Here is a 26,105-nt window from a genome sequence, read left to right on the forward strand (position 1 = left end):
TTGGACCACCGCGGGAACGCCGGGGCGCGGCCGTCACGGAGGCCGTGACCACCGCCCGCGCCCCCGGGGCGGCGGTGTCCCGCAGCGGCGTCGGCCCCGCTGCGGCAGCCCGCTGTGGTGGTGGGCGTGAGTGAAGTCACCCGCCGCCCACGCCCCCCGGGCAGGCCGACAGGCAGCCGGAAGCGTGCCGGACGGGCCCGGGTGTCCCCTCCGGGATGACCCCAACCTCCGGTGGTCCGTCTCCACCCAGGGGAGTACGCCGATAGACGACGGCTCATCCTCCGGGAGGCCCGGGATTAGGTACGCGGGCATGACGCCCCGTGCTCGCCGGTTACCTAATGTTGAGGTCAAGCGGCGGGCGCAGCACTCGTCCCCCGAGGTCACACGCCCGCCGCTCCCCATCAGGTCAGGAGAGGAACCATGTCGGACACGGCAGCGCGGACCATGGTCCGTACGCAGGGACGCAGGGCGTACGCCGCGTTCGGCACCCGTTCGTCCGGCACCCGTCACCCCTTGGTGGCGACGGCGATGGTCCTTCCCCTGGCGGCCCTGCTCGCGGTCGTCTTCGGCGGCTGGGAAGCGGTGGTCACACAGGCGTCGTCCGTGGCGGTGATGCTGGGGCGCTGAGCGGCGCCCGGGGTCCGGAAGAGCGGTCCGGTACCCGCACATCCGGCCAACAGCCCCGTGGGGACGGGGGTGCGGCGGACGGCAGCGTTTGTCCGGTCAGCTGGGGAGCTGACCGGGCATCGCGCTGTCCGGGCCCGTGCGTCTCCCCGCCGGGCCGACGCATCCAGCACCGACCGCCCGGGACCTGCCCTGGCGTCCCGGCCCCGGGGAGGTGTGTCGCGGCGTTCCGGCCCAGGCAGTGGCTTCCCGGACCGGTCGGTTCCCCGGCGGCTCTCGCGTTACGCTCACGGCGGGACCGGTGCCACGGCCGGGCCGACCGCCGCCGCCGGGGGAGCCGTTGACCACCACCCAGACCTCAGTCGTCCATGACCTGGGCACCCTGGCGCACCGGCTCTCCCACCCCGCCGGGGCGCGTTGCGTGTGCGAGCCGCCGCAGGTCCTCGCGGACCGGCCCGACGGCACGGTCGTCCGCAGCGGTGCGATCGTCGCGAAGGCCCACGCGGCCGACACCGACCGGGAGGCGCTGGCGGCCCGGATCGCCCTGGCCGCCGCCCCGCAGCTCACCGGGATCCTGCTCCCGCCGCTGACCGTCCCGCCGCCCGCCGGTCGTGGTGCCCGCCCGGTCACCCTCTGGCCGCTCGGCGCGCCCGTGGACCCCACCGACCCCGACGCGGCCCCCTGGGCCGAGGCGGCGGTGCTGCTCGCCCGCCTCCACCGGACGGAGCCCCCGTTCCGGCTTCCGCCGATGCGTGGACCGGCCAAGGCCGCGCGGGCCGTCGCCAGGATGCGCGCCGCGCTTCCCGGCGACCCGGCCGTCCTGCCCGTGCTGGCCGGGTGGCGCGCCCTGCCGGCCTGGGCCCGGGACGAGGCCCCGGCACCCTCCCGGAGGGCCGGCTTCCTGTGCCACGGGGACCTGCACCTCGGCCAGCTCGTCCGCCACCCCGCTCCGGACGGGCCCTGGCTGCTCATCGACGTGGACGACGCGGGGGCGGGTGACCCGGCCTGGGACCTCGGCCGCCCCGCCGCCTGGTACGCCGCCGGACTCCTGGCCCCCGAGGACTGGTCCGCCTTCCTGGCCGCCTACCGGTCCGCCGGGGGACCCGCGGTACCCGCCGGCGGGGACCCCTGGCCCGAACTGGACGTCCCGGCCCGCGCGCTGACGGTGCAGACGGCGGCGCTCGCCCTGGCCAAGTGCGCCGCGGAGCAACGGGATCCGGACGAGCTCGAACAGCTGATGATCGAATCCTGTGCCCGAATCGCTACGTTGCCGCCCGAGTTGGCCGCCGACCACGCGTCGTAGGGTGAACGGACCGCCGCCGGGCAGACATACCCGCGACGGCACAACGAGGGCGAGGAGCCGAGCCGATGATGCAGTGTCCGAAGTGTCACGCGCAGATGAACACGTACAACCGCAACGGCGTCCAGATCGAGCAGTGCAGCGGTTGCCGGGGGATATTCCTCGACTACGGCGAGCTGGAGTCGCTCACCCGCCTGGAGTCCCAGTGGTCCCAGCAGGCCCCGCCCGCACCCCCCGCCCCGCAGGCCTATCCGGCCGCGCCCGCCGCCCACGCCCCCGCCTGGGGCGCGCCGCAGCACGGCGGGCACGGCCAGCACGGCGGGCACTACGGCCACCACCGCCAGAAGGGCTTCGGCCGGATGCTGTTCTCGTCCTGATCGTTCCGGGCGTCCCCTCCGTGCCCCAGCGGCCTTCGCGCCACCGGGACACGGAGGGGACGGACCGTACGACGAAAGAACCCCCGGCCGTGGAGACGGCCGGGGGTTCTCGGTGGTGCGCGATACTGGGATTGAACCAGTGACCTCTTCCGTGTCAGGGAAGCGCTCTCCCGCTGAGCTAATCGCGCAGGGCGAACCTGCGTGTACTGCGTGCGCGATACTGGGATTGAACCAGTGACCTCTTCCGTGTCAGGGAAGCGCTCTCCCGCTGAGCTAATCGCGCGGGGATCCTTGCGGACCGATGATCCTTGCGGACCAGTGGACGATACTGGGATTGAACCAGTGACCTCTTCCGTGTCAGGGAAGCGCTCTCCCGCTGAGCTAATCGTCCTTGGAGGTGGAGACGGGATTTGAACCCGTGTAGACGGCTTTGCAGGCCGTTGCCTCGCCTCTCGGCCACTCCACCAGGGATGGGGGCTCGGGAAGAATCCCCCACCTTCTGCGAGCGGACGACCAGGTTCGAACTGGCGACCTCAACCTTGGCAAGGTTGCGCTCTACCAACTGAGCTACGTCCGCTTGTCGTTTCCGGCCCGCTTGCGCGTCCCGGCGACGTGTTGAACTCTAGCGGATTCCTGGGCCAGTACAAAAACGCGTTTGTGCAGCGTGCTGCGGTGACCTCGCCCCGACGCAGGTCACCGCGGACCGTCCTAGACTCATTCGCGTGTCCGACCTCGCCCCCTTGGCCCGTTTCGACGGCCTCATCGCCTCCGGTCTGCAGGATGTGACCCATGATCCCGCAGCTCTCGACTCATCCGGCTTCTGGGCGGTATGTGCCGATTTCGAAGGGCGTACCGTCTGCGCCCGCTTCTCCGATGTGCGCGAGGAAGCAGTGCCCCCTCCCGTGCCCGGAGCATGGCGCGGGCCCGCCACCGGCGACTGGACCTCCTCGCTGGACCGTGACGCCTACACGGCGGGCGTGCGTCGGATCCGTGAACACATCGCAGCGGGCGACGTCTACCAGGCCAACCTCTGCCGGGTGCTGTCCGCACCGCTCCCCGGCGGCGGGGCCGGCGCCGACGTCGATGCCCTGACCTCCCTGCTCGCGCGCGGAAACCCCGCCCCGTACGCGGGAACGCTCCGGCTGCCGGACCACGGCGTGGAGGTCGCCACCGCGTCGCCGGAACTCTTCCTCCGGCGCGACGGGCGGACCGTGGAGTCCGGGCCGATCAAGGGCACCGGCCGGACCGAGGACGACCTGCTGGCCAAGGACCACGCGGAGAACGTGATGATCGTGGACCTGGTCCGCAACGACCTGGGCCGGGTCTGCGCCACCGGAAGCGTGAGCGTGCCCGACCTCTGCGTCGTCGAGAAGCACCCGGGTCTCGTCCACCTCGTCTCCACCGTCCGGGGCCGGCTGGCCGACGGAGCGGGCTGGCCCGAGCTGTTCTCGGCGGCCTTCCCGCCCGGCTCGGTGACCGGAGCGCCGAAGTCCAGCGCGCTGCGGATCATCGCCGAGCTGGAGCGGACCCCGCGCGGGCCGTACTGCGGTGCGATCGGCTGGGTCGACGCCGACCGGGGTACGGCCTCTCTCGCCGTCGGGATACGGACGTTCTGGATCGACCGGACCGGGCCCGCGCCGCTGCTGCGGTTCGGGACCGGGGCCGGGATCACCTGGGGATCGGACCCGGATCGCGAGTGGGACGAGACCGAACTCAAGGCCTCCCGGCTGCTCGCTGTAGCGTCGGGCGCGTATCCGGAGACAGGAAGGACCGCGCTATGAGGATCTGGGTCAACGGCGGACTGCGGGACGCCGACGACGCCCGGCTGTCGGTGCTCGACCACGGGCTGACCGTGGGCGACGGCATCTTCGAGACGGTGCGTACGAGCGAGGGGCGCCCTTCGCGCTGACCCGGCACCTCGACCGGCTCACCCGGTCCGCCCGGGGCCTGGGTCTGCCCGAGCCGGACCACGACGAGATCCGCCGCGCGGCCGCCGCGGTCATCGACGCCAACCCCGTCGCCCTGGGGCGCCTGCGGATCACCTACACCGGCGGGCTGTCCCCGCTCGGCTCGGACCGGGGGACCGACGGGCCGAGCCTCGTCGTCGCCCTCGACGGGGTGAAGCGCCGCCCGGACAGCACGGCGGTGATCACCGTCCCCTGGACGCGCAACGAACGCGGCGCGCTCGCCGGCCTGAAGACCACCTCGTACGCGGAGAACGTCGTCGCCCTGGCACGGGCGCGGGAACGGGGTGCGTCCGAGGCGCTGTTCCCCAACACCGCCGACCGCCTCTGCGAAGGCACCGGCTCCAACGTGTTCGTCGTCCTGGACGGCCGCGTCCACACGCCGCCGGTGGCCTCCGGCTGCCTCGCCGGGATCACCCGCGCGCTGGCCGTGGAGTGGACCGGGGCCGAGGAGACCGATCTTCCGATGGACGTTCTCGCCGAGGCCGACGAGGTGTTCCTGACCTCCACGCTCCGCGACGTCCAGGCCGTGCACCGCCTCGACGACCGCGAGCTGACCCCCGGGATCGGACCGGTGACGGCGAAGGCCATGCGGATCTTCGCCGAGCGGGCCGGCGACGACCTCGACCCGTAACGGGCCCTGGCGGCTCCACGGCCCGGCGGCCCCGAAAAGCGCGTGACGGGGCCTCGCGCAGGGGATACAAACCCTTGATGACCACGACACTCCGGCCGTCCGGGCCGCTTCAGCAGGGACCCGACGGTGCGCGGGCCCGCCAGTACGACGTGTGCGACAACGGGAGGCCCGTCGGCGCCGTCTCGATCAGCACCGACGACGCGTTCGGCGCGACCGCCGGGGTGCTGCGCTCGCTCGGCGTCGAGGAGCCCCGGCGCAGACGCGGCCGGGGCACCATCGCCGCGCTCGCCGCCGAGGAGGTGCTGCGGGGGTGGGGCTGCACCCGGGTGCGGGTGGAGGTCCCCGCCGACAACGACCCGGCCCGCCGCCTCGCGGCCGCCCTCGGCTACACCGAACACAGCCGCAACATGGTCAAGGACCTCGGCCCGGACACCGCCCCGCTCCCCGCGGGCCTCACCTCGCGCGCGATGGGCGACGAGGAGTTCGCCGCCTGGCGGCAGGACGCGGTGGGCGCGTACGCACAGGGCTGGATCGACCGCGGCGTGTCGCCCGAGCAGGCCGGGCTCAAGTCCGAGGCCGACCACGCCACCCTCCTGCCGGACGGACTGGCGACCGACGGGGTGCGTTTCGAGGTGCTGGAGCACGCGGGCGAGGTCGTCGGACATGTGTGGGTGGCCCGCCGGGAGCTGCCGCCCGGTGGCGACGCCGGGTTCGTCTTCGATGTCGAGGTGCGCGAGGAGCACCGGGGCCGGGGCCACGGCAGGACCCTGATGCTGCTCGCCGAGGACATCACCCGCACCTGGGGCGCGGACCGGCTCGGCCTGCACGTCTTCGCCTCCAACACCCCGGCCCTGCGGCTGTACGAGTCCCTCGGCTACGTGACGACCCGCTACAACCTGGCCAAGGCGCTGTAGCCGCCCGGCGGCCGCTGCTGCCCGCTCACCGGTGGCCGCTGGCGGTCGGCTACCGGTCCCGTGCGGCCAGGATCCCGTCGATGATCTCCTCGATCCGCTCGCGCAGCCCGTCCTGGCTCTTGCCGCCGTCCAGCCGCTCGTCGCCGATCACATAGGTGGGCGTGCCGGTGACGCCGATCGCCTTGCCCTCCGCATGGTCGGCGTCGACGATCAGCAGATGCCGGCCGTCGATCAGCGCGGTGTCGAACTCCTCGGCGTCCAGGCCCAGTTCCCGTGCCACGGCCAGGAGTACCGGCTCGCCCGTGCGGCCGAGGTCGGCGGTGCGGGACAGCAGCGCCTCGATGTACGGCCAGCCCTTCCCCTGGTCCGTCGCCTCCTCGGCGGCCTGGGCCGCGGCGTAGGCGTGCTTGTGCTTGTCCAGCGGGAAGTGGCGCAGCCGGATCTCGACGCGGTCCCCGTACCGGGCGCGCAGGGCGCGCACATCGTCGAGGGCTTGGTGGCAGTCGGGGCATTCGAGGTCGCACCAGAGGTCGAGGACGACCGGTGCCGCGGGGGAGGATTCGCTCATGTGCCCAGTCTTCCAGGCCTGGCGGGCGCCACCCGACCGGGACCTGGCCACCCCCTGGGGAGGAGTCCGGCCCTGAGATGTCCCTGAGGTGGGCGACCACCGTGGCCCCGACGGCGGTCGCCGGTGCAGGATGGAAGGGACGTATCCCCTGCGCCTGGAGGCCCTGATGCTTGCCGAGACCATCTGTTCCGCGGTGTCGGCGGCCGGCCTCGGCATCGCCGCGGTGACCGCGTACCGCAAGCGGTTCCTCACGGCGACGAGGATCGCCGCCTACTCCCTCGTCCCGGTCGGGCTCGTGCTGACCGGGGTCGTCGATTGGGTCGCCGGGATCGCCTTCAAGCCGAGCGTCTGGCTCGGCTTCGGGGTGCTCGGCCTCTCCTGGCTGCTGTTCATGACCACCCGCGCCGTCGAGCGCCGCAGCGGCACCACCCGCGCGGAACGCAAGGCCGCGCGGGCGGCAGGACGGAACGAGGCGGTGGCCCCGGCCGCCTCCGCTCCCTCGCTCGGCGCGGGCGGTGCGGCGGGACCCGCGGCAGCGGCCGCGAAGCCGAAGCCGCAGCCGAAGAAGAAGCAGGAGGCCGCCGCACCGGGCGACGACTTCAGCGACATCGAGGCGATCCTCAAAAAGCACGGCATCTGAAAGAAGCACGGCATCCGAAGAAGCAAGACATCTGAAGAAGCACGGCATCCGAGACGGCGGCCGGCCCTCGTGGGCGCGTGCTCGGGCCAACCGGCCCGAATGTCTGACGGCTCCCCGTACGCCGGAGCGATTATCGATGGCCACGGGACGGTGAACTCCCGGGGGAATGAAGTCGGTTGATCGCCAACACGGCCGCGGGTGCGTCATGATCACCCAGAGATGGTGGACACTTCCCGGGGCGATGCCCCCGCACCCCCCGCCGAAGAGCCCCGCGGCTGTCTCTTCGCGCTCTCCCAGCCGCCCCTGATGATCTTCCTGACGGTGATCGGGGGCCTGCTGCTGATGGCAGCCCTGCATGATCTCTTCGTGCTGTGACGCCTTGCGCCCTTCGTGCTGTGACGCCTCGCGCCACCGTGCGGAGCCTCAGCCGGCGGCTTCCTTGCGCCGGGCCCGGTACGCCGCGACGTGGAGGCGGTTCCCGCACGTACGGCTGGAGCAGTAGCGCCGGGAGCGGTTGCGCGACAGGTCGACGAACGCGTGCCCGCAGTCCGGGGCCTCGCAGCGCCGCAGCCGCTCCTGCTCGCCCGCCACGATGATGAAGGCCAGCGCCATGCCGCAGTCGGCCGCGAGATGGTCGGCGATCGAGGCGTCCGGGGCGAAGTAGTGCACGTGCCAGTCGTAGCCGTCGTGGTCCGTGAGCTGGGGGGTGGTTCCGGCCGCCGCGACGAGCCGGTTGACCAGGTCGGCGGCGGCGCGGGGGTCGGGCGCCGCGAAGACCTCGGCGAAACGGGCCCGGACGTCGCGTACGGCGGTCAGGTCCTTCCCGCCGAGCGTGCCGACCCCGCTGATGAGATGCCGCTCCGCGAAGGCGTACAGCGCGGCGATGTCGGCGAGACCGTCCTCGGATCCACCCGCGAGCCCGCCCCCGGGGTCGTCCCGCGGCGGCTCGTTCTCCGGTGCGGTGTTCACCAGATCGACCACCGTGTCGAGGGCGATCCGGGTGTCGTGAGGGATCAGCACGCTTCGCTCCCTGGCCTTCCGGCGGGCGGGCGCCTGCCGATGGCGGCTGACTCTACTGGCTCGGCGGGCCGGTGCCGGGCCCGGTGCGGGGGGAACGGATCCCTCCGGCGCCAGGGAGGAGGAGCCGCGGCGGCCGGGCGCACCGGCGCCGTCGTCGCGGTGGTTTCCGCGACGACGGCGCCGGTGTCTGCCCTATGCGGTTGTCAGCACGACGCCGTCGCCCCGAGTCGGACGGCGTAGAGCGGCTCTCTGCCTGGCTCAGCTCTCGGCCAGGATGTGGGAGAGCTCCGTGTCGAGATCGAAGTGACGATGCTCGGTGCCGGGCGGAACCGCGGCGTCGGTCCTCTTCAGGAACGACTCCAGGGCTCGCGCCGGGGCTTCGAGCAGGGCTTCTCCCTCTGGGGAGCTCAGGGCGATGCATACGACGCCTTGACCGTGACTACGAGATGGCCAGACGCGGACGTCTCCGGTGCCGGTGGGCCGGTGCAGCCCTTCGGCGAGGAGGTCGCGGGCGAATACCCATTCGACCGTCTCCTCCGCTCCGGTGTGGAAGGTGGCGTGCACGGCATAGGGATCGGCCGTGTCATACCGCAGGCCCGCGGGTACAGGCAGTGAGGACTCGCTCGACACAACGAGGCGCAGGTGCAGCTCGCAGCTGACCGTGGTGTTCATAAGCGCCAGGGCCTTTCGCTCAGTGTGCGCTCGGGGATTCGCACGTCGGCGAAATCGACATGCCACCTACGGTGGCGTTGTAAACCCCTCTGACCCATTTGTGATGCTTCGGGTCCCTCGCTCGGCGGCGTGTAACTTTGAGTTATGCGCCCATTCCAGTGACGAGGACAGGTCGGGTAAGTTGAGCTTCATGAACGCGGAGAGTGACGAGCGGAGCGAGGTCGCCGACCAGGCGGCCCCGGCATCCGCCACGGGGGAATCGGACCGGGCGGAGCGTGAGCTGGGCTCGCGGGCGCCGGGTTTCATCAAGGCGTCGAAAGCGCTCCATCTGAGCTGGCAGGTCGGCGTCTTCATCGTCGGCCTCGGCGTGGTGATCGCGGGCGTGCTCATGCTGGTGCTGCCGGGTCCCGGCTGGCTGGTGATCTTCGGCGGTATGGCGATCTGGGCGACCGAGTTCGTCTGGGCCCAATTGGTGCTGCGCTGGACCAAGCGCAAGGTCACCGAGGCGGCGCAGCGGGCCCTCGATCCCAAGGTCCGGCGCCGCAACATCATCCTCACCACGCTCGGCCTCGTGATCATGGCGGTTCTGGCCGGGATCTACGTCTGGAAGTTCGGGCTCACCATGCCGTGGAAGATCAGCGAGTAGCCCGGGGGACGGTCCAGAAGCACCGCTGACATGGGGTAATGTTTGCGGTGCGCCCGGGCGATTAGCTCAGTGGGAGAGCGCTTCGTTCACACCGAAGAGGTCACTGGTTCGAACCCAGTATCGCCCACCCGGACAGAGGGCCCGGGAGACGGAATCCGTCTCCCGGGCCCTCTGCGTTGCCCTCGGTGCGGTGCCCGCTGGGCCCGGTCCGGGAGCCGCTCTGACCGGCGTGCCCCCCGGACCGGGCGCGGCTCACCGCATCCGCCCCAGCGCGTCCCTGAGCCGACGGGCGTCGCGCAGCCGCTGCTCGTACGTCGCTCCTACCACCAGCAACAACAGCCCGGCCAGGGCCGGCGGCAGCCAGCGCGGGAGCGCACCCGCGACCTGCACCACGTACGGCGCCAGCTCGTGCAGCCCGTCCAGTGCCAGCACAGCCCCACCGAGCAGCAGCAGCGCCTGGAGGCGGTGGCGCGCCCCGAGCAGGGTGATCACCAGCGCCGCCACCCCCAGCAGCAACGGCCGGAGCCAGTCCGTGTCGGTCCAGGCGACCGCCATGCTCGGCAGCAGCGTCGCCGCGAGCCCCGGCCCGTACGCCGTCCACGACGAGGCCTCCGGGTCCCGGCGCCGCCGCAGCACGCCGACCACCAGCGCGGGCACGGTCACCGGCAGCGTGTACGCCTCCGGGAACGACACCTCCGAGGCCGCCAGCCGCACCCACGTGGCCAGCACGAACAGCGCCGCCGCCAGGTAACCCGCCACCGGCCGCCGCTCAGGCCGCACGGCCGCCCCCGCGGCCAGCACCCCGCACAACGCCAGCACCAGGGCCAGGAACGGCGCGTCGGACACCGCGAGCCCCACGGCCACCAGCGCACCCAGCGCGCCCGTCAGCTCCACCGGCAACGCCACCGGGTTCCGCCGCAGCCGCGCCCCGAGCAGCACCGTCAGCGCGGGCACCACGAGCACCAGCGGCGCGGTCTCCTGCGGGGCGAGGCCCAGCGACCGGCCCGCCAGCCCCGTGAGCGCGGTGCCCCAGACCACCGCGGCGACCGCGAACACCGCACGCGGCACCTCGGCTCCCGCCCGGACCGCAGCCCCGGCGAACAGGGCCGCCAGCGCGCCGAACACCGCGTAGGAGGCCACCTCGGACGCCAGCGACAGCACCCCCACGCTCACCGCCCCCGCCACCGCCGCCACCAGGGCGGTCACCGGCATCGCGGTCGCGCCCCGGCCGCCCCCGGCCCCCCGCACCGCCAGCGCGAGCAGACCGCCCACCAGAGCCGTCTCCCCGGCCACCGCGAGCGCGTAGGGCACGTCCAGCAGCGCCCCGGCCAGCAGGACCGCGCCCCAGCCGAGAGCCACCGCCCCAGCACCGACGACCCCGCGCAGCGTGGCCGCGGAAGGCCGCCCGCCGGCACCGGCCCCGGCCCCGGACCAGGCGGTCCAGCCGGACCAGCCGGGCCAGGGCGCCGCGGCCCCGAGCGCTCCCGGCGCTCCCGGTACTCCCACTCCCGGCGTGCCGGTGTCCGCCGTCCTCGGCGCGGCCAATGGCACCGTGATCCGCACGACCGACGGCCACCACCGGTGCGCCGCCCCCAACAGCCCGGCCACCAGCGCGACCACCAGCGGAGCCGCGGCCAGCTCCGACCACGGCAGCGTCGACCCCAGCGCGGACCGGAAACCCTCCGGCGACGCCGCCCACACGTCCGACAGCAGCGTCACCGGGCCCAGCAGCACCGCCGCGAGCGGCGGCAGCGCCCACACCAGGGAGCCGGCCACCACCGCCCCCGACGCCACCAGCACCCCGCGTGCAGCCTCCCTCGGCACCCCTGCCCGTACGACCCCGGTCAGGGCGAGGCCGCACAGCAGATACGCGAGCACCCGCCAGCCGCCCGGCAGCGCGGCGGCAGGTACGCCGCCCACCGCGGCCACCGCCGCGAGGCCCGCCACCACACCGCCCGTCCGGGCGAAACCCTTCGGCGCGCGCCACGCTCCGGCCAGGGCCGCCGCGGCCGCGGCCAGCAGCAGCGCGCCCGGAGCCGCCGCCCCGAGCGGCCCCGAGGCCGTCGTGGACAGCGCCAGGCCCACCGTCAGGGCCGAGAACCCCATCGCCGATCCACCGACGCACGCCGTGACCCGTACCCCGGCGCCCTTGCCCCACAGGGCGATCGCTCCGTCCAGCACCGCGGTCGCCAGCAGCGCCCACCCGACCACCAGCGCCGGTGCGCCCGCGGCCCAGGCCCAGAACAACAGCGGCCACTGCGCCAGCACCACGGCGGCCGGCAACGGCAGCCGCAGCGTGCCCAGCGCCAGCCCGTACGCCGTCCACAGCGCCGCGAGCACCGCCGACGCGACGGCCGTGAAGCCGAGCCCGTCGGTGTCGGGCGCGGCCACCGCGTGGACCGCGTAGACGTCCAGCAGCGTCAGCACCAGGGCCAGGGCGACCAGCGCCTCGGCGGTGGCCGCCAGCCCCCGCCGCAGCAGCACCGCCGGGACGATCAGCGCCCCCAGGGTCACCGCGGCCAGCACGGCCGACCGGCCGCCGATCCCCATCGAACCCCAGCTCACCAGGGTGAACGCGACGGCCGCGACCGTCAGCAGCAGACCGCCCAACGTCAGCAGGACGTTCTGCGCGCCGCGCGGCGCGGACGGCCGCTTCGGCGCATAGCCCCACGGCTGCGCGAGCGCGCCGGGAGGCGCTCCCCAGCCGGACGGGTTCCAGCCCGGGGCGGCCGTCGACGCGGGCGACCGCAGCGCGGCGAGCAGCCAGGTGCGCCGGGTCAGCAGCTGGGCCCGGCGGGCGTCCAGCTCGGCCAGTTCTCGATCGAGGCGGGCCAGTTCCTCGGCGGGCGGGGGCACGTGTTCCATGTACGGGAGTGTGGCCCCGGCCACCCGGCCCGCACATGCGCTCGGATACTCACTTCCCGGCCGCCGCGCCCCGAGTGCGGCCCGACCGGAAGGAGTTTGAACGAAGCCCACGAAGCCCTGTATGGTTCAACCCGTTCCCGGGCGATTAGCTCAGTGGGAGAGCGCTTCGTTCACACCGAAGAGGTCACTGGTTCGAACCCAGTATCGCCCACCGGGGAAAGCCGGTCCGCCAGCATCACGCGGACCGGCTTTCGCATGTCCCACGCCTCGAACCCCTCACGCCGCCGCGGGCAGCTCCGGGCGCAGCGGCCACGCCGGATCCACCGTCTCCGGCGTCCCGCTCTTCGCGAACCACGCCTCCAGACCACGCGCCTGGGCCGCGTGCCAGGTCGCCTGCAAGGAGTGCAGCTCGGACGGCGACAGCCGCTCCAGCCGGGCCGAGAAGCGCCGGCACACCGCCCGAACCAGCTCCAACGAGGCCGTCGCGTCGGCCGCCGCGTCATGGGCGCCGTCGAGCACCACCTCGTAACTCGCGCACAGGGCCGTGAGCGTACGACGGCCCTTGCGGTAGCGGTCCAGGTGCTTGTCCAGCACCCGCGGATCCACGACGCGCATCGGCACCCCGTCCAGATAGCCGGCCAGCGACGACGCCCGGTGCCGTTTCAGCTCCCGGTCCAGCAGCGTCAGGTCGAAGGGGGCGTTCATCACCACCAGCGGCCGCCCGGTCGCGCAGCTCTCCGCCAGCGCCCGGGCTATCTCGTCCATCACCGGGGCGGGCCAACGCCCGTAGCGCTGGAGGTGATCGTCGGTCAGACGGTGGATCTCGGCCGCCTCCGGCGGAACCGGGACGCCCGGATTGACCAGCCAGCGCGTGACGCGGACGCGCCCGCCCGCGGTGTCCTGCGCGACGAGAGCGGCCGAAACGATCCGGTCCTGCTCGACGTCCACGCCTGTTGTCTCCGTGTCAAAAGCGGCCAGCGGCCCCTCGAACCAGTGCATCATCCCCGAACTCCTCGCACCCGCACGGCAGATGGAGTGATTCCTCTGCCCGATATCGGTGATACCCGGGCTGTTTGCCTGATACGCCGTTTGCGGGCGGTCCGATGCGGTGACAACACAGGTGAGACGCCGGGGAGTTGCTTCCGACGTCCGTCGATCCGCCCAGCCCACGACACCCGCCGGCAGACCACCTGCCATCGATCGGCACGCCCGGAAGGCACACGGAGCCATGGCGCTCGCGCAGCCCGACCCCGGGGGGACCGCCCGCGCCGAGGCCATCGGGCCCCGGCCGCCGCAGCAGCTCGACGCGCCGCTGCGCGGCTCCCTCGCCACCACCGCCTGCATGGAGACCCTCCAGGTGGGCTATCTGCACGCCGTCGCGGCGGCGGCGGGATGCTCCCTGTCCCAGCCCTTCCCCGACAACGGCATCGACTGGCACGTCAGCCACGGCGCCCCGGCCCACACCGTCGACGACGAAGTGACCATCAAGGTGCAGCTCAAATGCACCTACCAGATACCGCCGCACCCGGCGGGCGGGGCGTTCTCCTTCACGCTCGACAACGCCCACCTCGTCAAGCTCGCCCGCAGCCCGGTGTCGGTGCACAAGATCCTGGTCGTGATGATCGTCCCCCGCAGCCAGGACGACTGGCTGCGCGCCGGGCCCGGGGGCCTCGACCTGCGCCACTGCTGCTACTGGACCAACCTGGCCGGCCACGCGGTGACGGGCCGGCACCGGACCACTGTGCGCGTCCCGACCTCACGGATCTTCGACGACCGCGCACTCTGCGACATCATGGCCCGGGTCGGGGCCGGAGGGAGACCCTGATGCACCGGTCGATGGACGAGCCCACGGGCGGAGCGGGTCTGCCCGCCGCCCGCTCGCATCCCACCGCCCGCCCCGGGCCCCCGCCCCTCGCCGGGGCCGGTGAGGAACTCCCCGACCCCGCCGTCCTCGGGGCCCTCCTGCGCCGGCACGGCTGGCAGCGGCGCGGGGGAGCACCGGGACGCTACGGCCGCTGGACCCCGCCCGGATCCGCCGCGGGGACGACCAGCCTGCTGGTGCCCGAGAGCGCGGGCTTCCCCGACAGCGGGGAGCTGATCGAGGAGGCCCTGCTCGCCCTCGGCCGCAGCGCCGCCCCCTCCGCCCGCGACATCCTTCTCTCCCTCACCCTGCCCAGCGACGAGATCCGCTGGTGGCGCGAGGTCCCCGAGTCGGCGGCGGCAGCCGCGGGCGCCGCCGCCTGGACCGAGGCGGAGGAGCTGCGCTCGGCCGCCCGGCAGGTCCTCATGGCCGGCGCCCTCGCGGCCCGCGGCCGGGCCGGCTACCACGGGGCCCGGCACCGCCGGAAAGCGCGCGCCGCCCTGGACGACGCCCTGATCGGGCCCGGAGCCGACGGCCGGAGCCTCACCGCGTACGTCCCCGTCGCCTCCGGCCGCGCCGTCGCCGTGCGGCTCTGCCACGCCCTGCACGCCACCCGCGAGGCGGTGGACTACCAGCGGGCCACCGGCGGCATGGAGGCCTTCGACAGCGCGGTCGCGGCCGGTGTCGGCCGGGAGCTGACCGAGGCGTTGATCGCCCTGGTGCGCGGCTCCGAGGGGGCCCGGATCGACCTGCGCTGGGCGCCCGCCGCAGGCACCCCGGACGGCTGCCCGGCCCGCCCCGCGCCCGTCGAGTTCTCCCCGGGCGACCTGCCCGCCCTGCGCGCCGCCGGAGCCCGCTACCTCCGCGACGAACCCGCCGTGCAGGTGCTGCTGACCGGCGCGGTGGTCCGGCTGCGCCGCTCGGGGCCGCGCGGCGCCGGAATCGTACGGCTGCGGGTACTGGCCGGGGCCGAGGTCGCGCACGTCCGGGTGGAGCTGGACGAGGAGGCGTACCGCATCGCGGGCCACGCGCACCTGGTCGGACTGCCGCTCCGGGTGGAGGGGCGGCTGGAGAACCGGGGCGGCTTTCGGCGGCTCACCGGGGCCTCGCAGGTCGCGCCCGTCCAGGTCGACGAGGCCGAACGGGACCGGCTGATGAAGGCCCTCCAGGAGAACGTGGACTTCTTCGAGGAGGCGTGCGCGGGGGAGGAGCCGTAGCCCGGCCCGGAAGCCGTTCGCATCGGGGGCGTACGGCTCGGTACGATCCATAGTGCCCAGCCACTATGGAGCGGGCATCCCCTCAGTCAGGAGAGACCGGTGTCAGACGTCCGTGTGATCATCCAACGCGATTCCGAGCGGGAAGAGCACGTGGTGACGACGGGCACGACGGCCGGCGAGCTCTTCCCCGGTCAGCGCACCGTCGTCGCCGCGCGCATCGGCGGCGAGCTCAAGGACCTCTCCTACGAGCTCCAGGACGGCGAGTCCGTCGAGCCGGTGGAGATCTCCTCCGAGGACGGCCTGGACATCCTGCGCCACTCCACCGCGCACGTCATGGCCCAGGCCGTGCAGGAGCTCTTCCCCGACGCCAAGCTCGGCATCGGCCCGCCGGTCAAGGACGGCTTCTACTACGACTTCGACGTCGAGAAGCCGTTCACCCCCGAGGACCTCAAGGCCATCGAGAAGAAGATGCAGGAGATCCAGAAGCGGGGCCAGAGGTTCTCCCGCCGCGTGGTCTCCGACGAGGCCGCCCGCGAGGAGCTGGCCGACGAGCCGTACAAGCTGGAGCTCATCGGCATCAAGGGTTCCGCCTCCTCGGACGACGGCGCGGACGTCGAGGTGGGCGGCGGCGAGCTGACCATCTACGACAACCTCGACCCCAAGACCGGCGACCTGTGCTGGAAGGACCTCTGCCGGGGTCCGCACCTGCCCACCACCCGGTTCATCCCGGCGTTCAAGCTGATGCGCAACGCCGCGGCGTACTGGCGCGGCAGCGAGAAGAACCCGATGCTCCAGCGCATCTACGGCACCGCCTGGCCGACCAAGGACGAGCTGAAGGCGCACCTGGAGTTCCTGGAGGAGGCCGCCAAGCGCGACCACCGCAAGCTCGGCAACGAGCTGGACCTCTTCTCCTTCCCCGACGAGATCGGCCCCGGCCTCGCGGTCTTCCACCCCAAGGGCGGCGTCATCCGCCGGGCCATGGAGGACTACTCGCGCCGCCGTCACGAGGAGGAGGGCTACGAGTTCGTCTACAGCCCGCACGCCACCAAGGGCAAGCTCTTCGAGAAGTCCGGCCACCTGGACTGGTACGCCGACGGCATGTACCCGCCCATGCAGCTCGACGACGGGGTGGACTACTACCTCAAGCCGATGAACTGCCCGATGCACAACCTGATCTTCGACGCGCGGGGCCGCTCGTACCGCGAACTGCCCCTGCGTCTCTTCGAGTTCGGCACGGTGTACCGGTACGAGAAGTCGGGCGTCGTGCACGGCCTGACCCGCTCGCGCGGCTTCACGCAGGACGACGCGCACATCTACTGCACCAAGGAGCAGATGGCCCAGGAGCTGGACCGCACGCTCACCTTCGTGCTGAACCTGCTCCGCGACTACGGGCTCACCGACTTCTACCTGGAGCTCTCCACCAAGGACCCGGAGAAGTACGTCGGCTCCGACGAGACCTGGGAAGAGGCCACCGAGACCCTGCGTCAGGTCGCCGAGAAGCAGGGCCTGCCCCTGGTCCCGGACCCGGGCGGCGCCGCGTTCTACGGCCCGAAGATCTCGGTGCAGTGCCGAGACGCCATCGGCCGTACCTGGCAGATGTCGACCGTGCAGCTCGACTTCAACCTGCCGGAGCGCTTCGACCTGGAGTACACCGGCCCGGACGGTTCCAAGCAGCGCCCGGTCATGATCCACCGTGCCCTGTTCGGTTCCATCGAGCGCTTCTTCGCCGTGCTCCTGGAGCACTACGCGGGCGCGTTCCCGGTCTGGCTCGCCCCGGTGCAGGCCGTCGGCATCCCGATCGGCGACGCCCACATCCCCTACCTCCAGGAGTTCGCCGCCAAGGCGCGCAAGCAGGGGCTGCGGGTGGACGTGGACGCTTCCTCGGACCGGATGCAGAAGAAGATCCGCAACGCGCAGAAGGCGAAGACGCCCTTCATGCTCATCGTGGGTGACGACGACATGAACGCGGGCACGGTGTCCTTCCGCTACCGCGACGGTTCGCAGGAGAACGGCATCCCGGTCGACGAAGCCCTCGCCAAGATCGCGAAGGCTGTCGAGGACCGCGTGCAGGTCTGATCCGTCACGCAGGAACGGCCTCCGGAGCGCTACCCGCGCTCCGGGGGCCGTCTCGTCCTCCCGGGTGAACACCTGGATCAGCCAGGACGAGAACGACCCCGTGACCGCGCCGAGCAGTGCCAGGCCGCCGGCCATCAGCCCCGCCGCGACAGTCCGCCCCCAGAACGTGACCGGTGCGGCGTCCCCGTAGCCGACCGTCGTGAGCGTCGCGCACGCCCACCACACCGCGTCGCCGAACGTGCGGATCGAGGCGCCGGGAGCCGTGTGCTCCAGGTGGTAGACCGCGAGCGCGGCGGCGAAACCGAGCAGGGCGGCGGTCAGGCCCGCGTACGAGATCACTCGCGCGTACAGACCGAGCCGCGGCCGGTCGCGGCGTTGCTGCACCGCCGTGTACACCTTGACCATGCGCAGCGGGCGCAGCAGGGGCAGCAGCAGGACCAGGGTGTCGAGCCAGTGCGTGCGCGGGAAGCGCGCGCCCAGTCCGCTGAGCCGCAGCCGGGCCCCGTAGTCCACGAGGAACAGCAGCCAGGTCGACCAGACGAGGATCAGGGCGAGGTCGTTCCAGGGCTCGTCGTCGTGCGGAGTCAGCACCCGGACCGCGTACCCGGTCAGGAAGAGCAGCCCCGCGGCGAAGAGCGGAACCTCCGTGCGTCGCTCCCAGCGGGTCAGCCGGGTGGGTGGCTCGGGGGCGGGTCCGTCGCTCATCGCCTCAGCATCGCGGGCGGCCGGGCGGTGCGGCCCCGGCGACACGCTCCGCCGGGGTGACGCAATATGCTGATCGGCATGACGAGTGAGCCGGAGCAGCAGATCGGCGTGGGGACGCCCGACGCATTCCAGCGCCTGTGGACTCCCCACCGGATGGCGTACATCCAGGGCGAGAACAAGCCGAGCGGCCCGGGCGCCGAGGACGGTTGTCCGTTCTGTTCGATCCCCGCCAAATCCGACGAGGACGGGCTCCTCGTGGCGCGCGGCGAGCACGTCTACGCGGTGCTGAACCTGTACCCGTACAACGGTGGTCACCTCATGGTCGTCCCCTACCGTCATGTGGCCGACTACACCGAGCTGGACGGCCCGGAGACGGCGGAGCTGGCGGACTTCACCAAGCGCGCGATGGTCGCGCTGCGGGCGGCCTCCGGGGCGCACGGCTTCAACATCGGCATGAACCAGGGCTCCGTGGCCGGCGCCGGGATCGCCGCGCACCTGCACCAGCATCTGGTGCCGCGCTGGGGCGGGGACGCCAACTTCATGCCGGTCATCGGCCACACCAGGGTGCTGCCCCAGCTGCTGGGCGACACCCGGGCGATGCTGTCCGACGCCTGGCCGAAGGGCGAGCTGTCTGCCCGCTGAGCGCGGTACGTGAGAGGGGAGGCCCGGCCGGGCCTCCCCTCTCACGTCACGTCCTACGCGTCGTAGACGTCGGCCTTGCGCGGGGCCGGGTCCTGGACGAGGCCGCTCAGTATCATCGAGCGGTTGTCGAAGCGCTCCGTGTCGACGCCGTTCTCCGCGAGGACTCGCATCGCCGCCGTGTGGACGGCCCGCAGCACCGGGGTGGCGGCGCGCATCGCGTCGTCCGCCATGAAGCGGTGGTTCCAGGGCTTGGCCGCCCACGCGTGCCGCAGCCCGAACGGCTCGGGCAGCACTATCTTCCCGCCCAGGTAGTCCAGCAGCGGCGGATACCAGGTGAGCGGGGCCCGCAGGGCCAGCCGGACGACCTCCTTGGCGTCCACCAGCGCCAGCTGGATGTCCCGGGTCTCCCAGAAGCGGACGGTCTTGTTGACGGTCCTCGTCTTCGCCGCCGGCTTGGAGAGGAACAGGCCGTGTACCGGGCCCAGCGCGTGGCCCGTGACCTCGATGCGCAGGGTCTCGTGGAGCACGGTGACGGTGATCATCATGGTGATCACCAGCTGGCCGTCCCACAGGGTGAACTGGACGCCCAGGTAATGCCGGTCGCCGCTGCCGAACTGCTGGTGGTTGCAGATCCGCTGTATCTCGTGGGGCTTCACCTGGAAGGTGGCGACGTCCTCGCCCTCGGGGCGCGTGACGGAGTCGGCGTTCTCCCCGATGGGCGAGACGATCCAGTGCTTCACGGACGGCTTCGGGAAGCCGCCGGTGTTCAGCGGTCCGCGCTCCAGCATCTTCAGCTGGTCGTGGATGATCCGGATCAGGTCCCAGCTGCGGAACTGGTGGATCTCCCTCGTCGGGTCCTTGGGCAGCAGCTCCTCGGCCAGCTGCCAGCTGCCCCAGCGGGTGCCCATCCCGAGGACGCCCTTGGGACCCGCGTAGAAGACGGCGTTCGACTGCTGCTCGGCCGACAGCTTCTCCAGGCTCTGGCGCAGGGCCTCGCGGGCGGTCTCGTTGGGGTTCTTCGGCACCGCCTCGGGGATCTTCGCGATCACCCCGGCGCCGGAGAGCAGGCCTTCCCAGCGGGCCCGCATGTCCCTGGCCGAGGTCTCCGCGATCCGCTTGGCGATCAGCCAGCCGATCACCGGGGCGATGAGCGCGCCCCGGACGTAGAGCGCGAGCAGCCCGTCCAGGGGGAGCACGACCATCAGGACCAGCGCGCCGATCCCGAAGGCGGCCAGGAGGATCGTGCCGACCGCGCGGAACGCCATGTCCTTGGACTTGTTGAGCGCCTCCCGGACCCGGAAGGCGATCACCCAGGCCAGCATGCCGGGCAGGAACAGGACGCCGAACACCACGGTCACCAGGGTGAGCCGGGTGTCACGGGCCTTGCGCAGGTTGTTCGCCGACAGGCAGTGCTCCACCACGGTCTGTGGGTCCGTGCCGAAGGACTGGATGAGCGCCTTGCGGGCGCCGCCGAGCATCCGCTCCTGGACGGCACGGGCGAACGCCTCGCCGAGATTCGGCTTGAAGTAGTCGGACTTGAAGAGTTTCGAGGAGCCCGGCTTCACCGCCGATTTGTGCCACTCGCTGTTGGCGTCGAGGATCGTCTCCACCGGACTGTCCCGATACGCCGCCGAGGCCAGGGCATTGGTCGCCACGGTCTGGCCGCCCGAGCCCTGGATCGGGACCTGGGCCCCGGGTGAGAAGTCGAATCCGTCGTTGGCCACCTGTCGCCCCCACTCGCCGCACGTCCGCTCCTGCGGTGTGCCCAACTACCGTACGCGGCATACCTTCTGAGCTGCGACCACAGCGTATCGTCCTGATCACACCACTACCCGTCACCCGCGTGCATCGAACGGCGTGTGCGACAGTGCGCCGGTCACGCGCCGGGGCCCCCGTCCGACCGCTCCGCGCGGACCCGGTCTGCCACCTGGGGCGGCATCGCCTCGTGCCGGGCGTACGCGCGGTCGAAGCGGCCGGTGCCGTGCGACAGGGAGCGCAGGTCCACCGCGTACCGGCCGACCTCGATCTCCGGCACCTCGGCCCGTACGACGGTGCGCCCGCCCGGACTCTGCTCGGTGCCCACGACACGCCCTCGCCGCCCCGAGAGGTCGCTCATCACCGGGCCCACGTAGTCGTCGGGGATCAGGACGCTCACCTCGCATACCGGTTCCAGGAGCTGGATGCGGGCGTCGGACGCGGCCTCGCGCAGCGCGAGCGCCCCGGCGGTCTGGAAGGCGGCGTCCGAGGAGTCCACCGAGTGCGCCTTGCCGTCCAGCAACGTGACGCGCACGTCGACCAGGGGGTGCCCGGCGGCCAGCCCTCGGGCGGCCTGGGCCCGCACGCCCTTCTCCACCGAGGGAACGAACTGACGCGGCACCGAACCGCCGACGACCTTGTCGACGAACTCGATGCCCGAGCCCGGAGGCAGCGGCTCCACCTCGATCTCGCAGATCGCGAACTGGCCGTGCCCGCCCGACTGTTTGACGTGCCGTCCGCGCCCGGCGGCCCACCCGGCGAACGTCTCGCGCAGCGGCACCCGGTGCGGTTCCGCGTCGACCTGGACGCCGTAGCGGCTGCGCAGCCGCTCCAGGGCCACCTCCTGGTGGGCCTCGCCCAGGCACCACAGGACGACCTGACCGGTGTCCGGGTTCTGTTCGAGGCGCAGCGTGGGGTCCTCGGCGACCAGCCGGGACAGGCCCTGCGACAGCTTGTCCTCGTCCGCCTTGCCGTGCGCCCGTACGGCCAGCGGGAGCAGCGCGTCGGGCGTCGACCAGGGTTCGATCAGGACGGGGTCGTCGGCCGGGGAGAGCGTGTCGCCGGTCTCCGCCTCACCGAGCCGGGCCACGCACGCCAGATCGCCCGCGACGCACCGGTCCAGGGCGTGCTGCCGGCGGCCGAAGGGTGAGGTGAGCGCCCCGACGCGGATCTCCGCCTCGTGACAGGGGCGGGGCGCGTGTCCCGTGGCGCCCAGACCGTGGCCGCAGAGGTGTACGGAGTCGTCGGGGCGCAGGGTGCCGGAGAAGACGCGGACCAGCGAGACCCGGCCCACGTACGGGTCGGAGGCCGTCTTGACGACCTCGGCGACCAGCGGGACCCCGGGATCGCAGGCCGGGGCGGGCCGTGGCTCGCCCGACGGGGTGGTGACGGTGGGTGGGGTGCGCTCCAGCGGGGTCGGGAAGCCGCGGGTGATCAGGTCCAGCAGTTCCACCGTGCCGACGCCCTGCCGGGCGCCCTCGGCCGCGGGCGCCGCCGTGAGGACGGGGTGGAAGGAGCCCCGGGCGACGGCCCGTTCGAGGTCGGCGATCAGCGTCGCGACGTCGAGGTCCTCGCCGGCGAGATAGCGGTCCATCAGGGACTCGTCCTCGCTCTCGGCGATGATCCCCTCGATCAGCCGGTCCCGGGCCGCCCGCAGGGGCTCCTCCTGGTCGGGCGCCGGGGGCCGCTCGGCGCGTTCCCCCGAGGAGTAGTCGAGGACGCGTCGGCTCAGCAGCCCGGTGAGGCCGGTCAGCGGGGCGTGCCCGTCTGCGCCCTCGGGCCCCGGCACGGGCAGGTACAGGGGCAGTACGGCGTCGGGGTCCTCGCCCCCGAAGGCCTCGGCGCAGATCCGGTTCATCTCCCGGTAGGAGGTGCGGGCGGTGTCCAGGTGCGTCACCACGATCGCCCGTGGCATGCCGACGAAGGCGCACTCCTCCCAGGCGGCCCGGGTGGTCGCGGCCACGGTCGCCGCGTCCTGGGCCGCGGAGACGACGAAGAGGGCCGCGTCCGCCGCGCGCAGCCCGGCCCGCAGCTCCCCGACGAAGTCCGCGTATCCGGGTGTGTCCAGCAGATTGATCTTGCAGCCGTCCCAGGCCACCGGGACCAGCGAGAGCTGTACGGAGCGCCGTCGGCGCCGCTCGATCTCGTCGTGGTCGGAGACGGTCGCCCCGTCCTCGACCCGCCCGGCCCGGTTCACGGCCCCCGCCGTCAGGGCCAGCGCCTCGACCAGTGTGGTCTTGCCCGATCCGCTGGGGCCGACCAGCACCACGTTCCGTACGGCGGAGGGGTGGTCGGCCGTCGATACTCCTCCGGCGGCCCCGGGGTGTGCGTGTGCCTTGTCGCCCATGGTGCGTGCCTCCCGGTCGATGGCGCGGTGCGGGGGAGGGCGACCGCGCGCGGAGCAGCGGTGGTCACGGGCAGGGGGAGGCCGGCGCGGCGGCTTCGGCGACGCCCGCGGTCCTTCGAGCTTGGCACCGCGACGGGGCCCCGTCCATACGTCGCGTACGGCACGGCTCGTCCGGACGGGGCTCTGCCCCTACGTCGCGTACGGCGCGGCTCGTACGTCGCGTACGGCGCGGTTCGTACGGCGCGCACCGGCACGCCCCGGAAGGCGGGCACCGGCACGGGCCACAGCGGCGCGTACGCGCCCGGCCCCTGCGGGTGCCGGTGTGACACCCGGCGGCGGGTGCCCGTCCGGTGGAAGGCACCGGCGGTGACTACGATGGGCCAGCCGGTGGCCGAAGGGGCCGCCCGGCGAACCGAACCCTCGGGAAGGCCATGCTGAACAAGTACGCGCGTGCATTTTTCACGCGTGTCCTCACACCGTTCGCCGCTCTGCTGCTCCGCCTCGGGGTCAGCCCCGACGCGGTCACTCTCGTCGGCACGGCCGGAGTGATGGCAGGTGCGCTGGTCTTTTTCCCCATGGGGGAGTTCTTCTGGGGCACGATCGTCATCACGATCTTCGTCTTCTCCGACCTCGTCGACGGCAACATGGCGCGGCAGGCCGGGATCTCCAGCCGGTGGGGCGCGTTCCTCGACTCGACGCTGGACCGGGTCGCCGACGGGGCGATCTTCGCCGGATTCGCCCTCTGGTACGCGGGCGGCGGTGACGACACCATCCTGTGCGCCGTCGCGATCTTCTGCCTGGCCAGCGGCCAGGTGGTCTCGTACACCAAGGCGCGGGGCGAGTCGATCGGCCTGCCGGTCGCGGTCAACGGTCTGGTGGAGCGCGCCGAGCGCCTGGTGATCTCGCTGGTCGCCGCCGGTCTCGCCGGACTGCACGCATTCGGCGTCCCCGGTATCGACGTCCTGCTGCCGATCGCGCTCTGGATCGTCGCCGCGGGCAGCCTCGTGACGCTGATCCAGCGCGTGGTGACCGTACGCCGCGAATCCGCCGAGGCGGACGCCGCGGAGACCGCCTCGGGACCGGCCGCCGTGGACCCGTCCGCCGCCGGTTCCGCCGGTCAGGCCGGTCAGGTCGGCCGGGGGAGCGAGGGCGACCGGTGAGCGCCGACGCGTCCGACCTGAAGGGGCGGCTCACCGACGGGCTCTACGGACTGGGCTGGGGCGCCGTCAAGAAGCTGCCCGAGCCCGCCGCCGCCCGGCTCTTCTCCACCATCGCCGACCAGGTGTGGAAGCGGCGCGGCAAGAGCGTGCTGCGCCTGGAGTCGAACCTGGCCCGGGTCGTCCCCGACGCGGGTCCGGAACGGCTGGCCGAGCTGTCGCGGGCCGGGATGCGTTCCTACATGCGCTACTGGATGGAGTCCTTCCGGCTGCCCACCTGGAGCCCCCGGCGCATCAAGGACAGCATCGACATCGCCGACGTCCACCACCTGGCCGAGGGCCTGGACGCCGGGAAGGGCGTGATCGTCGCCCTGCCGCACCTGGCCAACTGGGACCTCGCGGGAGCCTGGGTCACCACCGACCTGAAGGTCCCCTTCACCACCGTCGCCGAACGCCTGGAGCCCGCGACGCTCTACGACCGGTTCGTCGCCTACCGCGAGGGCCTGGGCATGGAGGTCCTGCCGCACAGCGGCGGGGCCGCGTTCGGAACCCTGGCCCGGCGGCTGCGCGCGGGCGGTCTGATCTGCCTGGTCGCGGACCGGGACCTGTCCGCGTCCGGCGCCGAGGTGTCGTTCTTCGGCGCCACCGCCCGGATGCCCGCGGGCCCGGCGCTGCTCGCCCAGCAGACCGGCGCGCTGCTGATGCCGGTAACGCTCTGGTACGACGGCACACCCGTGATGAAGGGGCGCATCCACCCGGCGGTCGAGGCGCCGGCAGAAGGCACCCGCGCCGAGAAGACCGCCGCCATGACCCAGGCGATGGCCGACGCCTTCGCGGGCGGCATCGCCGAGCACCCGGAGGACTGGCACATGCTCCAGCGACTCTGGCTGGACGATCTGGACCCCCGGGGGGAATCCACGTGAAGATCGGCATCGTCTGCCCGTACTCCTGGGACGTACCGGGCGGCGTGCAGTTCCACATCCGGGACCTCGCCGAACACCTGATCCGGCTCGGCCACGAGGTCTCCGTCCTGGCCCCCGCCGACGACGAGACGCCACTGCCGCCCTACGCCGTCTCGGCGGGCCGGGCCGTCCCCGTCCCGTACAACGGCTCCGTCGCCCGGCTGAACTTCGGCTTCCTCTCGGCGGCCCGGGTGCGGCGCTGGCTCCACGACGGCACGTTCGACGTCATCCACATCCACGAGCCGACCTCCCCGTCGCTGGGCCTGCTGGCCTGCTGGGCGGCGCAGGGGCCGATCGTCGCCACCTTCCACACGTCCAACCCGCGCTCCCGGGCGATGATCGCCGCGTACCCGATCCTCCAGCCCGCGCTGGAGAAGATCAGCGCCCGGATCGCCGTCAGCGAGTACGCCCGGCGCACCCTGGTCGAGCACCTCGGCGGGGACGCCGTCGTCATCCCCAACGGCGTCGACGTCGGCTTCTTCGCCAAGGCCGAGCCGAAGACCGCGTGGCAGGGCGGGACCCTCGGCTTCATCGGCCGCATCGACGAACCCCGCAAGGGCCTGCCCGTCCTGATGAAGGCGCTGCCCGCGATCCTCGCCGCCCACCCCGAGGCCCGGCTGCTGGTCGCCGGGCGCGGCGACGAGGAGGAGGCGGTTGAGACCCTGCCGAAGGAGCTGCGCGAGCGCGTCGAGTTCCTCGGCATGGTCAGCGACGAGGACAAGGCCCGGCTGCTGCGCAGCGTCGATGTGTACGTGGCCCCCAACACCGGCGGCGAGAGCTTCGGCATCATCCTGGTCGAGGCGCTGTCGGCCGGTGCGCCGGTGCTGGCGAGCGACCTGGACGCCTTCGCACAGGTGCTGGACCAGGGCGCGGCGGGCGACCTGTTCGCCAATGAGGACGCCGACGCGCTGGCGGCCGCCGCGATCCGGCTGCTGGGCGACCCCGAGCGCCGGGCCGGACTGCGCGAGCGCGGCGAGGCCCACGTACGGCGCTTCGACTGGGCGACGGTGGGGGCCGACATCCTCGCGGTGTACGAGACGGTGACCGACGGGGCCGCCTCGGTCGCGGCGGACGAACGCTCCGGGCTGCGGGCCCGGTTCGGCCTGGCCCGGGACTGAGCCCCGGGGGCTCCTGTGGAAGCGGGGGCCCCCGGCGACGG

At 72.8% G+C, this 26,105-nt stretch carries 22 protein-coding genes, 7 tRNA genes and 2 pseudogenes; 18 read left to right on the top strand and 13 right to left on the bottom strand.

Going from position 1 to position 26,105, the window contains the following annotated elements; all coding sequences use genetic code 11:
- The first annotated feature begins 420 nt into the window (after positions 1–420).
- From AC3CH1_RS30915 to AC3CH1_RS30925, 3 genes are all read left to right on the top strand, one after another.
- A complete protein-coding gene (locus tag AC3CH1_RS30915; protein WP_215110628.1) occupies positions 421–627 on the top strand; it encodes a hypothetical protein in 207 nt (68 codons plus the stop codon).
- 337 nt (positions 628–964) lie between these two features.
- Positions 965–1,927 carry a phosphotransferase family protein gene (locus AC3CH1_RS30920; protein WP_488465896.1) on the top strand — a complete coding sequence of 321 codons (963 nt, stop codon included), beginning with the start codon at positions 965–967 and terminating at the stop codon, positions 1,925–1,927.
- Between the two features lie 65 nt (positions 1,928–1,992).
- Positions 1,993–2,301 carry a TFIIB-type zinc ribbon-containing protein gene (locus AC3CH1_RS30925; protein WP_488465897.1) on the top strand — a complete coding sequence of 103 codons (309 nt, stop codon included), beginning with the start codon at positions 1,993–1,995 and terminating at the stop codon, positions 2,299–2,301.
- Positions 2,302–2,414: 113 nt separating this feature from the next.
- On the opposite strand, the gene AC3CH1_RS30930 is transcribed toward AC3CH1_RS30925, so the two are convergent.
- The 5 genes from AC3CH1_RS30930 to AC3CH1_RS30950 all read right to left on the bottom strand — a co-directional run bounded on the left by AC3CH1_RS30930 (position 2,415) and on the right by AC3CH1_RS30950 (position 2,878).
- Positions 2,415–2,489: transfer RNA gene (locus AC3CH1_RS30930), tRNA-Val, on the bottom strand.
- Between the two features lie 23 nt (positions 2,490–2,512).
- Positions 2,513–2,584: transfer RNA gene (locus AC3CH1_RS30935), tRNA-Val, on the bottom strand.
- A 36-nt stretch (positions 2,585–2,620) separates the two neighbouring features.
- Positions 2,621–2,692: transfer RNA gene (locus AC3CH1_RS30940), tRNA-Val, on the bottom strand.
- A 1-nt stretch (position 2,693) separates the two neighbouring features.
- Positions 2,694–2,767 (bottom strand) — tRNA-Cys (locus AC3CH1_RS30945).
- A gap of 38 nt (positions 2,768–2,805) precedes the next feature.
- Positions 2,806–2,878: transfer RNA gene (locus AC3CH1_RS30950), tRNA-Gly, on the bottom strand.
- 145 nt (positions 2,879–3,023) lie between these two features.
- Here AC3CH1_RS30950 and AC3CH1_RS30955 point away from each other — a divergent pair.
- The 3 genes and pseudogenes from AC3CH1_RS30955 (at position 3,024) to AC3CH1_RS30965 (ending at position 5,813) form a co-directional block, all read left to right on the top strand.
- Positions 3,024–4,082: a chorismate-binding protein gene (locus AC3CH1_RS30955; RefSeq protein ID WP_488465898.1), complete on the top strand. Its 1,059-nt coding sequence runs from the start codon at positions 3,024–3,026 to the stop codon at positions 4,080–4,082.
- A pseudogene (locus AC3CH1_RS30960) lies at positions 4,079–4,899 on the top strand (aminotransferase class IV). The gene AC3CH1_RS30955 and the pseudogene AC3CH1_RS30960 overlap by 4 nt, the downstream one beginning before the upstream one ends.
- 77 nt (positions 4,900–4,976) lie before the next feature.
- On the top strand, positions 4,977–5,813 hold the full coding sequence (locus AC3CH1_RS30965; RefSeq protein ID WP_488465899.1) for a GNAT family N-acetyltransferase: 837 nt from the start codon (positions 4,977–4,979) through the stop codon (positions 5,811–5,813).
- Between the two features lie 49 nt (positions 5,814–5,862).
- Here AC3CH1_RS30965 and AC3CH1_RS30970 read toward each other — a convergent pair whose 3' ends face one another.
- Complete coding sequence (locus AC3CH1_RS30970) at positions 5,863–6,381, bottom strand: DsbA family protein (protein ID WP_488465900.1); 519 nt, start codon at positions 6,379–6,381, stop codon at positions 5,863–5,865.
- Between the two features lie 166 nt (positions 6,382–6,547).
- Here AC3CH1_RS30970 and AC3CH1_RS30975 point away from each other — a divergent pair, with 166 nt between their 5' ends.
- Together AC3CH1_RS30975 and AC3CH1_RS30980 are read left to right on the top strand one after the other, a co-directional pair.
- On the top strand, positions 6,548–7,021 hold the full coding sequence (locus tag AC3CH1_RS30975) for a hypothetical protein (RefSeq protein ID WP_488465901.1): 474 nt from the start codon (positions 6,548–6,550) through the stop codon (positions 7,019–7,021).
- A 219-nt stretch (positions 7,022–7,240) separates the two neighbouring features.
- Positions 7,241–7,396 (top strand): hypothetical protein, encoded by a 156-nt coding sequence (locus AC3CH1_RS30980; RefSeq protein ID WP_164494018.1) that lies wholly within the window; start codon positions 7,241–7,243, stop codon positions 7,394–7,396.
- A gap of 48 nt (positions 7,397–7,444) precedes the next feature.
- On the opposite strand, the gene AC3CH1_RS30985 is transcribed toward AC3CH1_RS30980, so the two are convergent.
- Together AC3CH1_RS30985 and AC3CH1_RS30990 are read right to left on the bottom strand one after the other, a co-directional pair.
- A complete protein-coding gene (locus tag AC3CH1_RS30985; RefSeq protein WP_488465902.1) occupies positions 7,445–8,041 on the bottom strand; it encodes a CGNR zinc finger domain-containing protein in 597 nt (198 codons plus the stop codon).
- 258 nt (positions 8,042–8,299) lie between these two features.
- Positions 8,300–8,713, bottom strand: coding sequence for an SsgA family sporulation/cell division regulator (locus tag AC3CH1_RS30990; RefSeq protein ID WP_003959770.1), 414 nt, complete (start codon positions 8,711–8,713; stop codon positions 8,300–8,302).
- Between the two features lie 190 nt (positions 8,714–8,903).
- On the opposite strand from AC3CH1_RS30990, the gene AC3CH1_RS30995 reads away from it, so the two are divergent.
- Both AC3CH1_RS30995 and AC3CH1_RS31000 read left to right on the top strand, forming a co-directional pair.
- Complete coding sequence (locus AC3CH1_RS30995; protein ID WP_397800829.1) at positions 8,904–9,359, top strand: TIGR02611 family protein; 456 nt, start codon at positions 8,904–8,906, stop codon at positions 9,357–9,359.
- Between the two features lie 55 nt (positions 9,360–9,414).
- A tRNA-Val gene (locus AC3CH1_RS31000) sits at positions 9,415–9,486 on the top strand.
- A gap of 125 nt (positions 9,487–9,611) precedes the next feature.
- Here AC3CH1_RS31000 and AC3CH1_RS31005 read toward each other — a convergent pair.
- A complete protein-coding gene (locus AC3CH1_RS31005; protein ID WP_488465903.1) occupies positions 9,612–12,224 on the bottom strand; it encodes an SCO7613 C-terminal domain-containing membrane protein in 2,613 nt (870 codons plus the stop codon).
- 139 nt (positions 12,225–12,363) lie between these two features.
- Between AC3CH1_RS31005 and AC3CH1_RS31010 the strand changes: the two genes are divergently transcribed.
- Positions 12,364–12,435 (top strand) — tRNA-Val (locus AC3CH1_RS31010).
- Between the two features lie 65 nt (positions 12,436–12,500).
- Here the strand turns inward: AC3CH1_RS31010 and AC3CH1_RS31015 are convergent.
- Positions 12,501–13,226: an exonuclease domain-containing protein gene (locus AC3CH1_RS31015; protein WP_488465904.1), complete on the bottom strand. Its 726-nt coding sequence runs from the start codon at positions 13,224–13,226 to the stop codon at positions 12,501–12,503.
- Between the two features lie 226 nt (positions 13,227–13,452).
- Here AC3CH1_RS31015 and AC3CH1_RS31020 point away from each other — a divergent pair, with 226 nt between their 5' ends.
- The 3 genes from AC3CH1_RS31020 to thrS all read left to right on the top strand — a co-directional run bounded on the left by AC3CH1_RS31020 (position 13,453) and on the right by thrS (position 17,378).
- On the top strand, positions 13,453–14,049 hold the full coding sequence (locus tag AC3CH1_RS31020) for a DUF4365 domain-containing protein (RefSeq protein WP_361869304.1): 597 nt from the start codon (positions 13,453–13,455) through the stop codon (positions 14,047–14,049).
- A gap of 11 nt (positions 14,050–14,060) precedes the next feature.
- On the top strand, positions 14,061–15,302 hold the full coding sequence (locus AC3CH1_RS31025; RefSeq protein ID WP_488465905.1) for a hypothetical protein: 1,242 nt from the start codon (positions 14,061–14,063) through the stop codon (positions 15,300–15,302).
- 99 nt (positions 15,303–15,401) lie between these two features.
- Entirely contained in the window at positions 15,402–17,378 is a 1,977-nt protein-coding gene (gene thrS, locus AC3CH1_RS31030; protein WP_488465906.1) for a threonine--tRNA ligase, read from the top strand.
- A gap of 29 nt (positions 17,379–17,407) precedes the next feature.
- Here thrS and AC3CH1_RS31035 read toward each other — a convergent pair.
- A pseudogene (locus AC3CH1_RS31035) lies at positions 17,408–18,083 on the bottom strand (potassium channel family protein).
- A 66-nt stretch (positions 18,084–18,149) separates the two neighbouring features.
- Here AC3CH1_RS31035 and AC3CH1_RS31040 point away from each other — a divergent pair.
- On the top strand, positions 18,150–18,725 hold the full coding sequence (locus tag AC3CH1_RS31040; RefSeq protein ID WP_488465907.1) for an HIT family protein: 576 nt from the start codon (positions 18,150–18,152) through the stop codon (positions 18,723–18,725).
- Between the two features lie 53 nt (positions 18,726–18,778).
- Here the strand turns inward: AC3CH1_RS31040 and AC3CH1_RS31045 are convergent, their stop codons facing one another.
- Both AC3CH1_RS31045 and AC3CH1_RS31050 read right to left on the bottom strand, forming a co-directional pair.
- Positions 18,779–20,449 carry a hypothetical protein gene (locus AC3CH1_RS31045; protein ID WP_488465908.1) on the bottom strand — a complete coding sequence of 557 codons (1,671 nt, stop codon included), beginning with the start codon at positions 20,447–20,449 and terminating at the stop codon, positions 18,779–18,781.
- Between the two features lie 152 nt (positions 20,450–20,601).
- Positions 20,602–22,827: an elongation factor G-like protein EF-G2 gene (locus AC3CH1_RS31050; protein ID WP_488465909.1), complete on the bottom strand. Its 2,226-nt coding sequence runs from the start codon at positions 22,825–22,827 to the stop codon at positions 20,602–20,604.
- 431 nt (positions 22,828–23,258) lie between these two features.
- Between AC3CH1_RS31050 and pgsA the strand changes: the two genes are divergently transcribed.
- From pgsA to AC3CH1_RS31065, 3 genes are read left to right on the top strand one after another with little or no spacing between them, the layout of a single operon-like run.
- Positions 23,259–23,987 (top strand): phosphatidylinositol phosphate synthase, encoded by a 729-nt coding sequence (gene pgsA, locus AC3CH1_RS31055; RefSeq protein ID WP_488465910.1) that lies wholly within the window; start codon positions 23,259–23,261, stop codon positions 23,985–23,987.
- Positions 23,984–24,907, top strand: coding sequence for a phosphatidylinositol mannoside acyltransferase (locus AC3CH1_RS31060; RefSeq protein WP_488465911.1), 924 nt, complete (start codon positions 23,984–23,986; stop codon positions 24,905–24,907). Before pgsA ends, AC3CH1_RS31060 begins: the two co-directional genes overlap by 4 nt.
- Positions 24,904–26,064, top strand: coding sequence for a glycosyltransferase family 4 protein (locus AC3CH1_RS31065; RefSeq protein ID WP_488465912.1), 1,161 nt, complete (start codon positions 24,904–24,906; stop codon positions 26,062–26,064). The genes AC3CH1_RS31060 and AC3CH1_RS31065 overlap by 4 nt, the downstream gene beginning before the upstream one ends.
- Positions 26,065–26,105: the final 41 nt, after the last annotated feature.

The sequence above is a fragment of the Streptomyces sp. MGP-P1 genome, assembly GCF_057766565.1.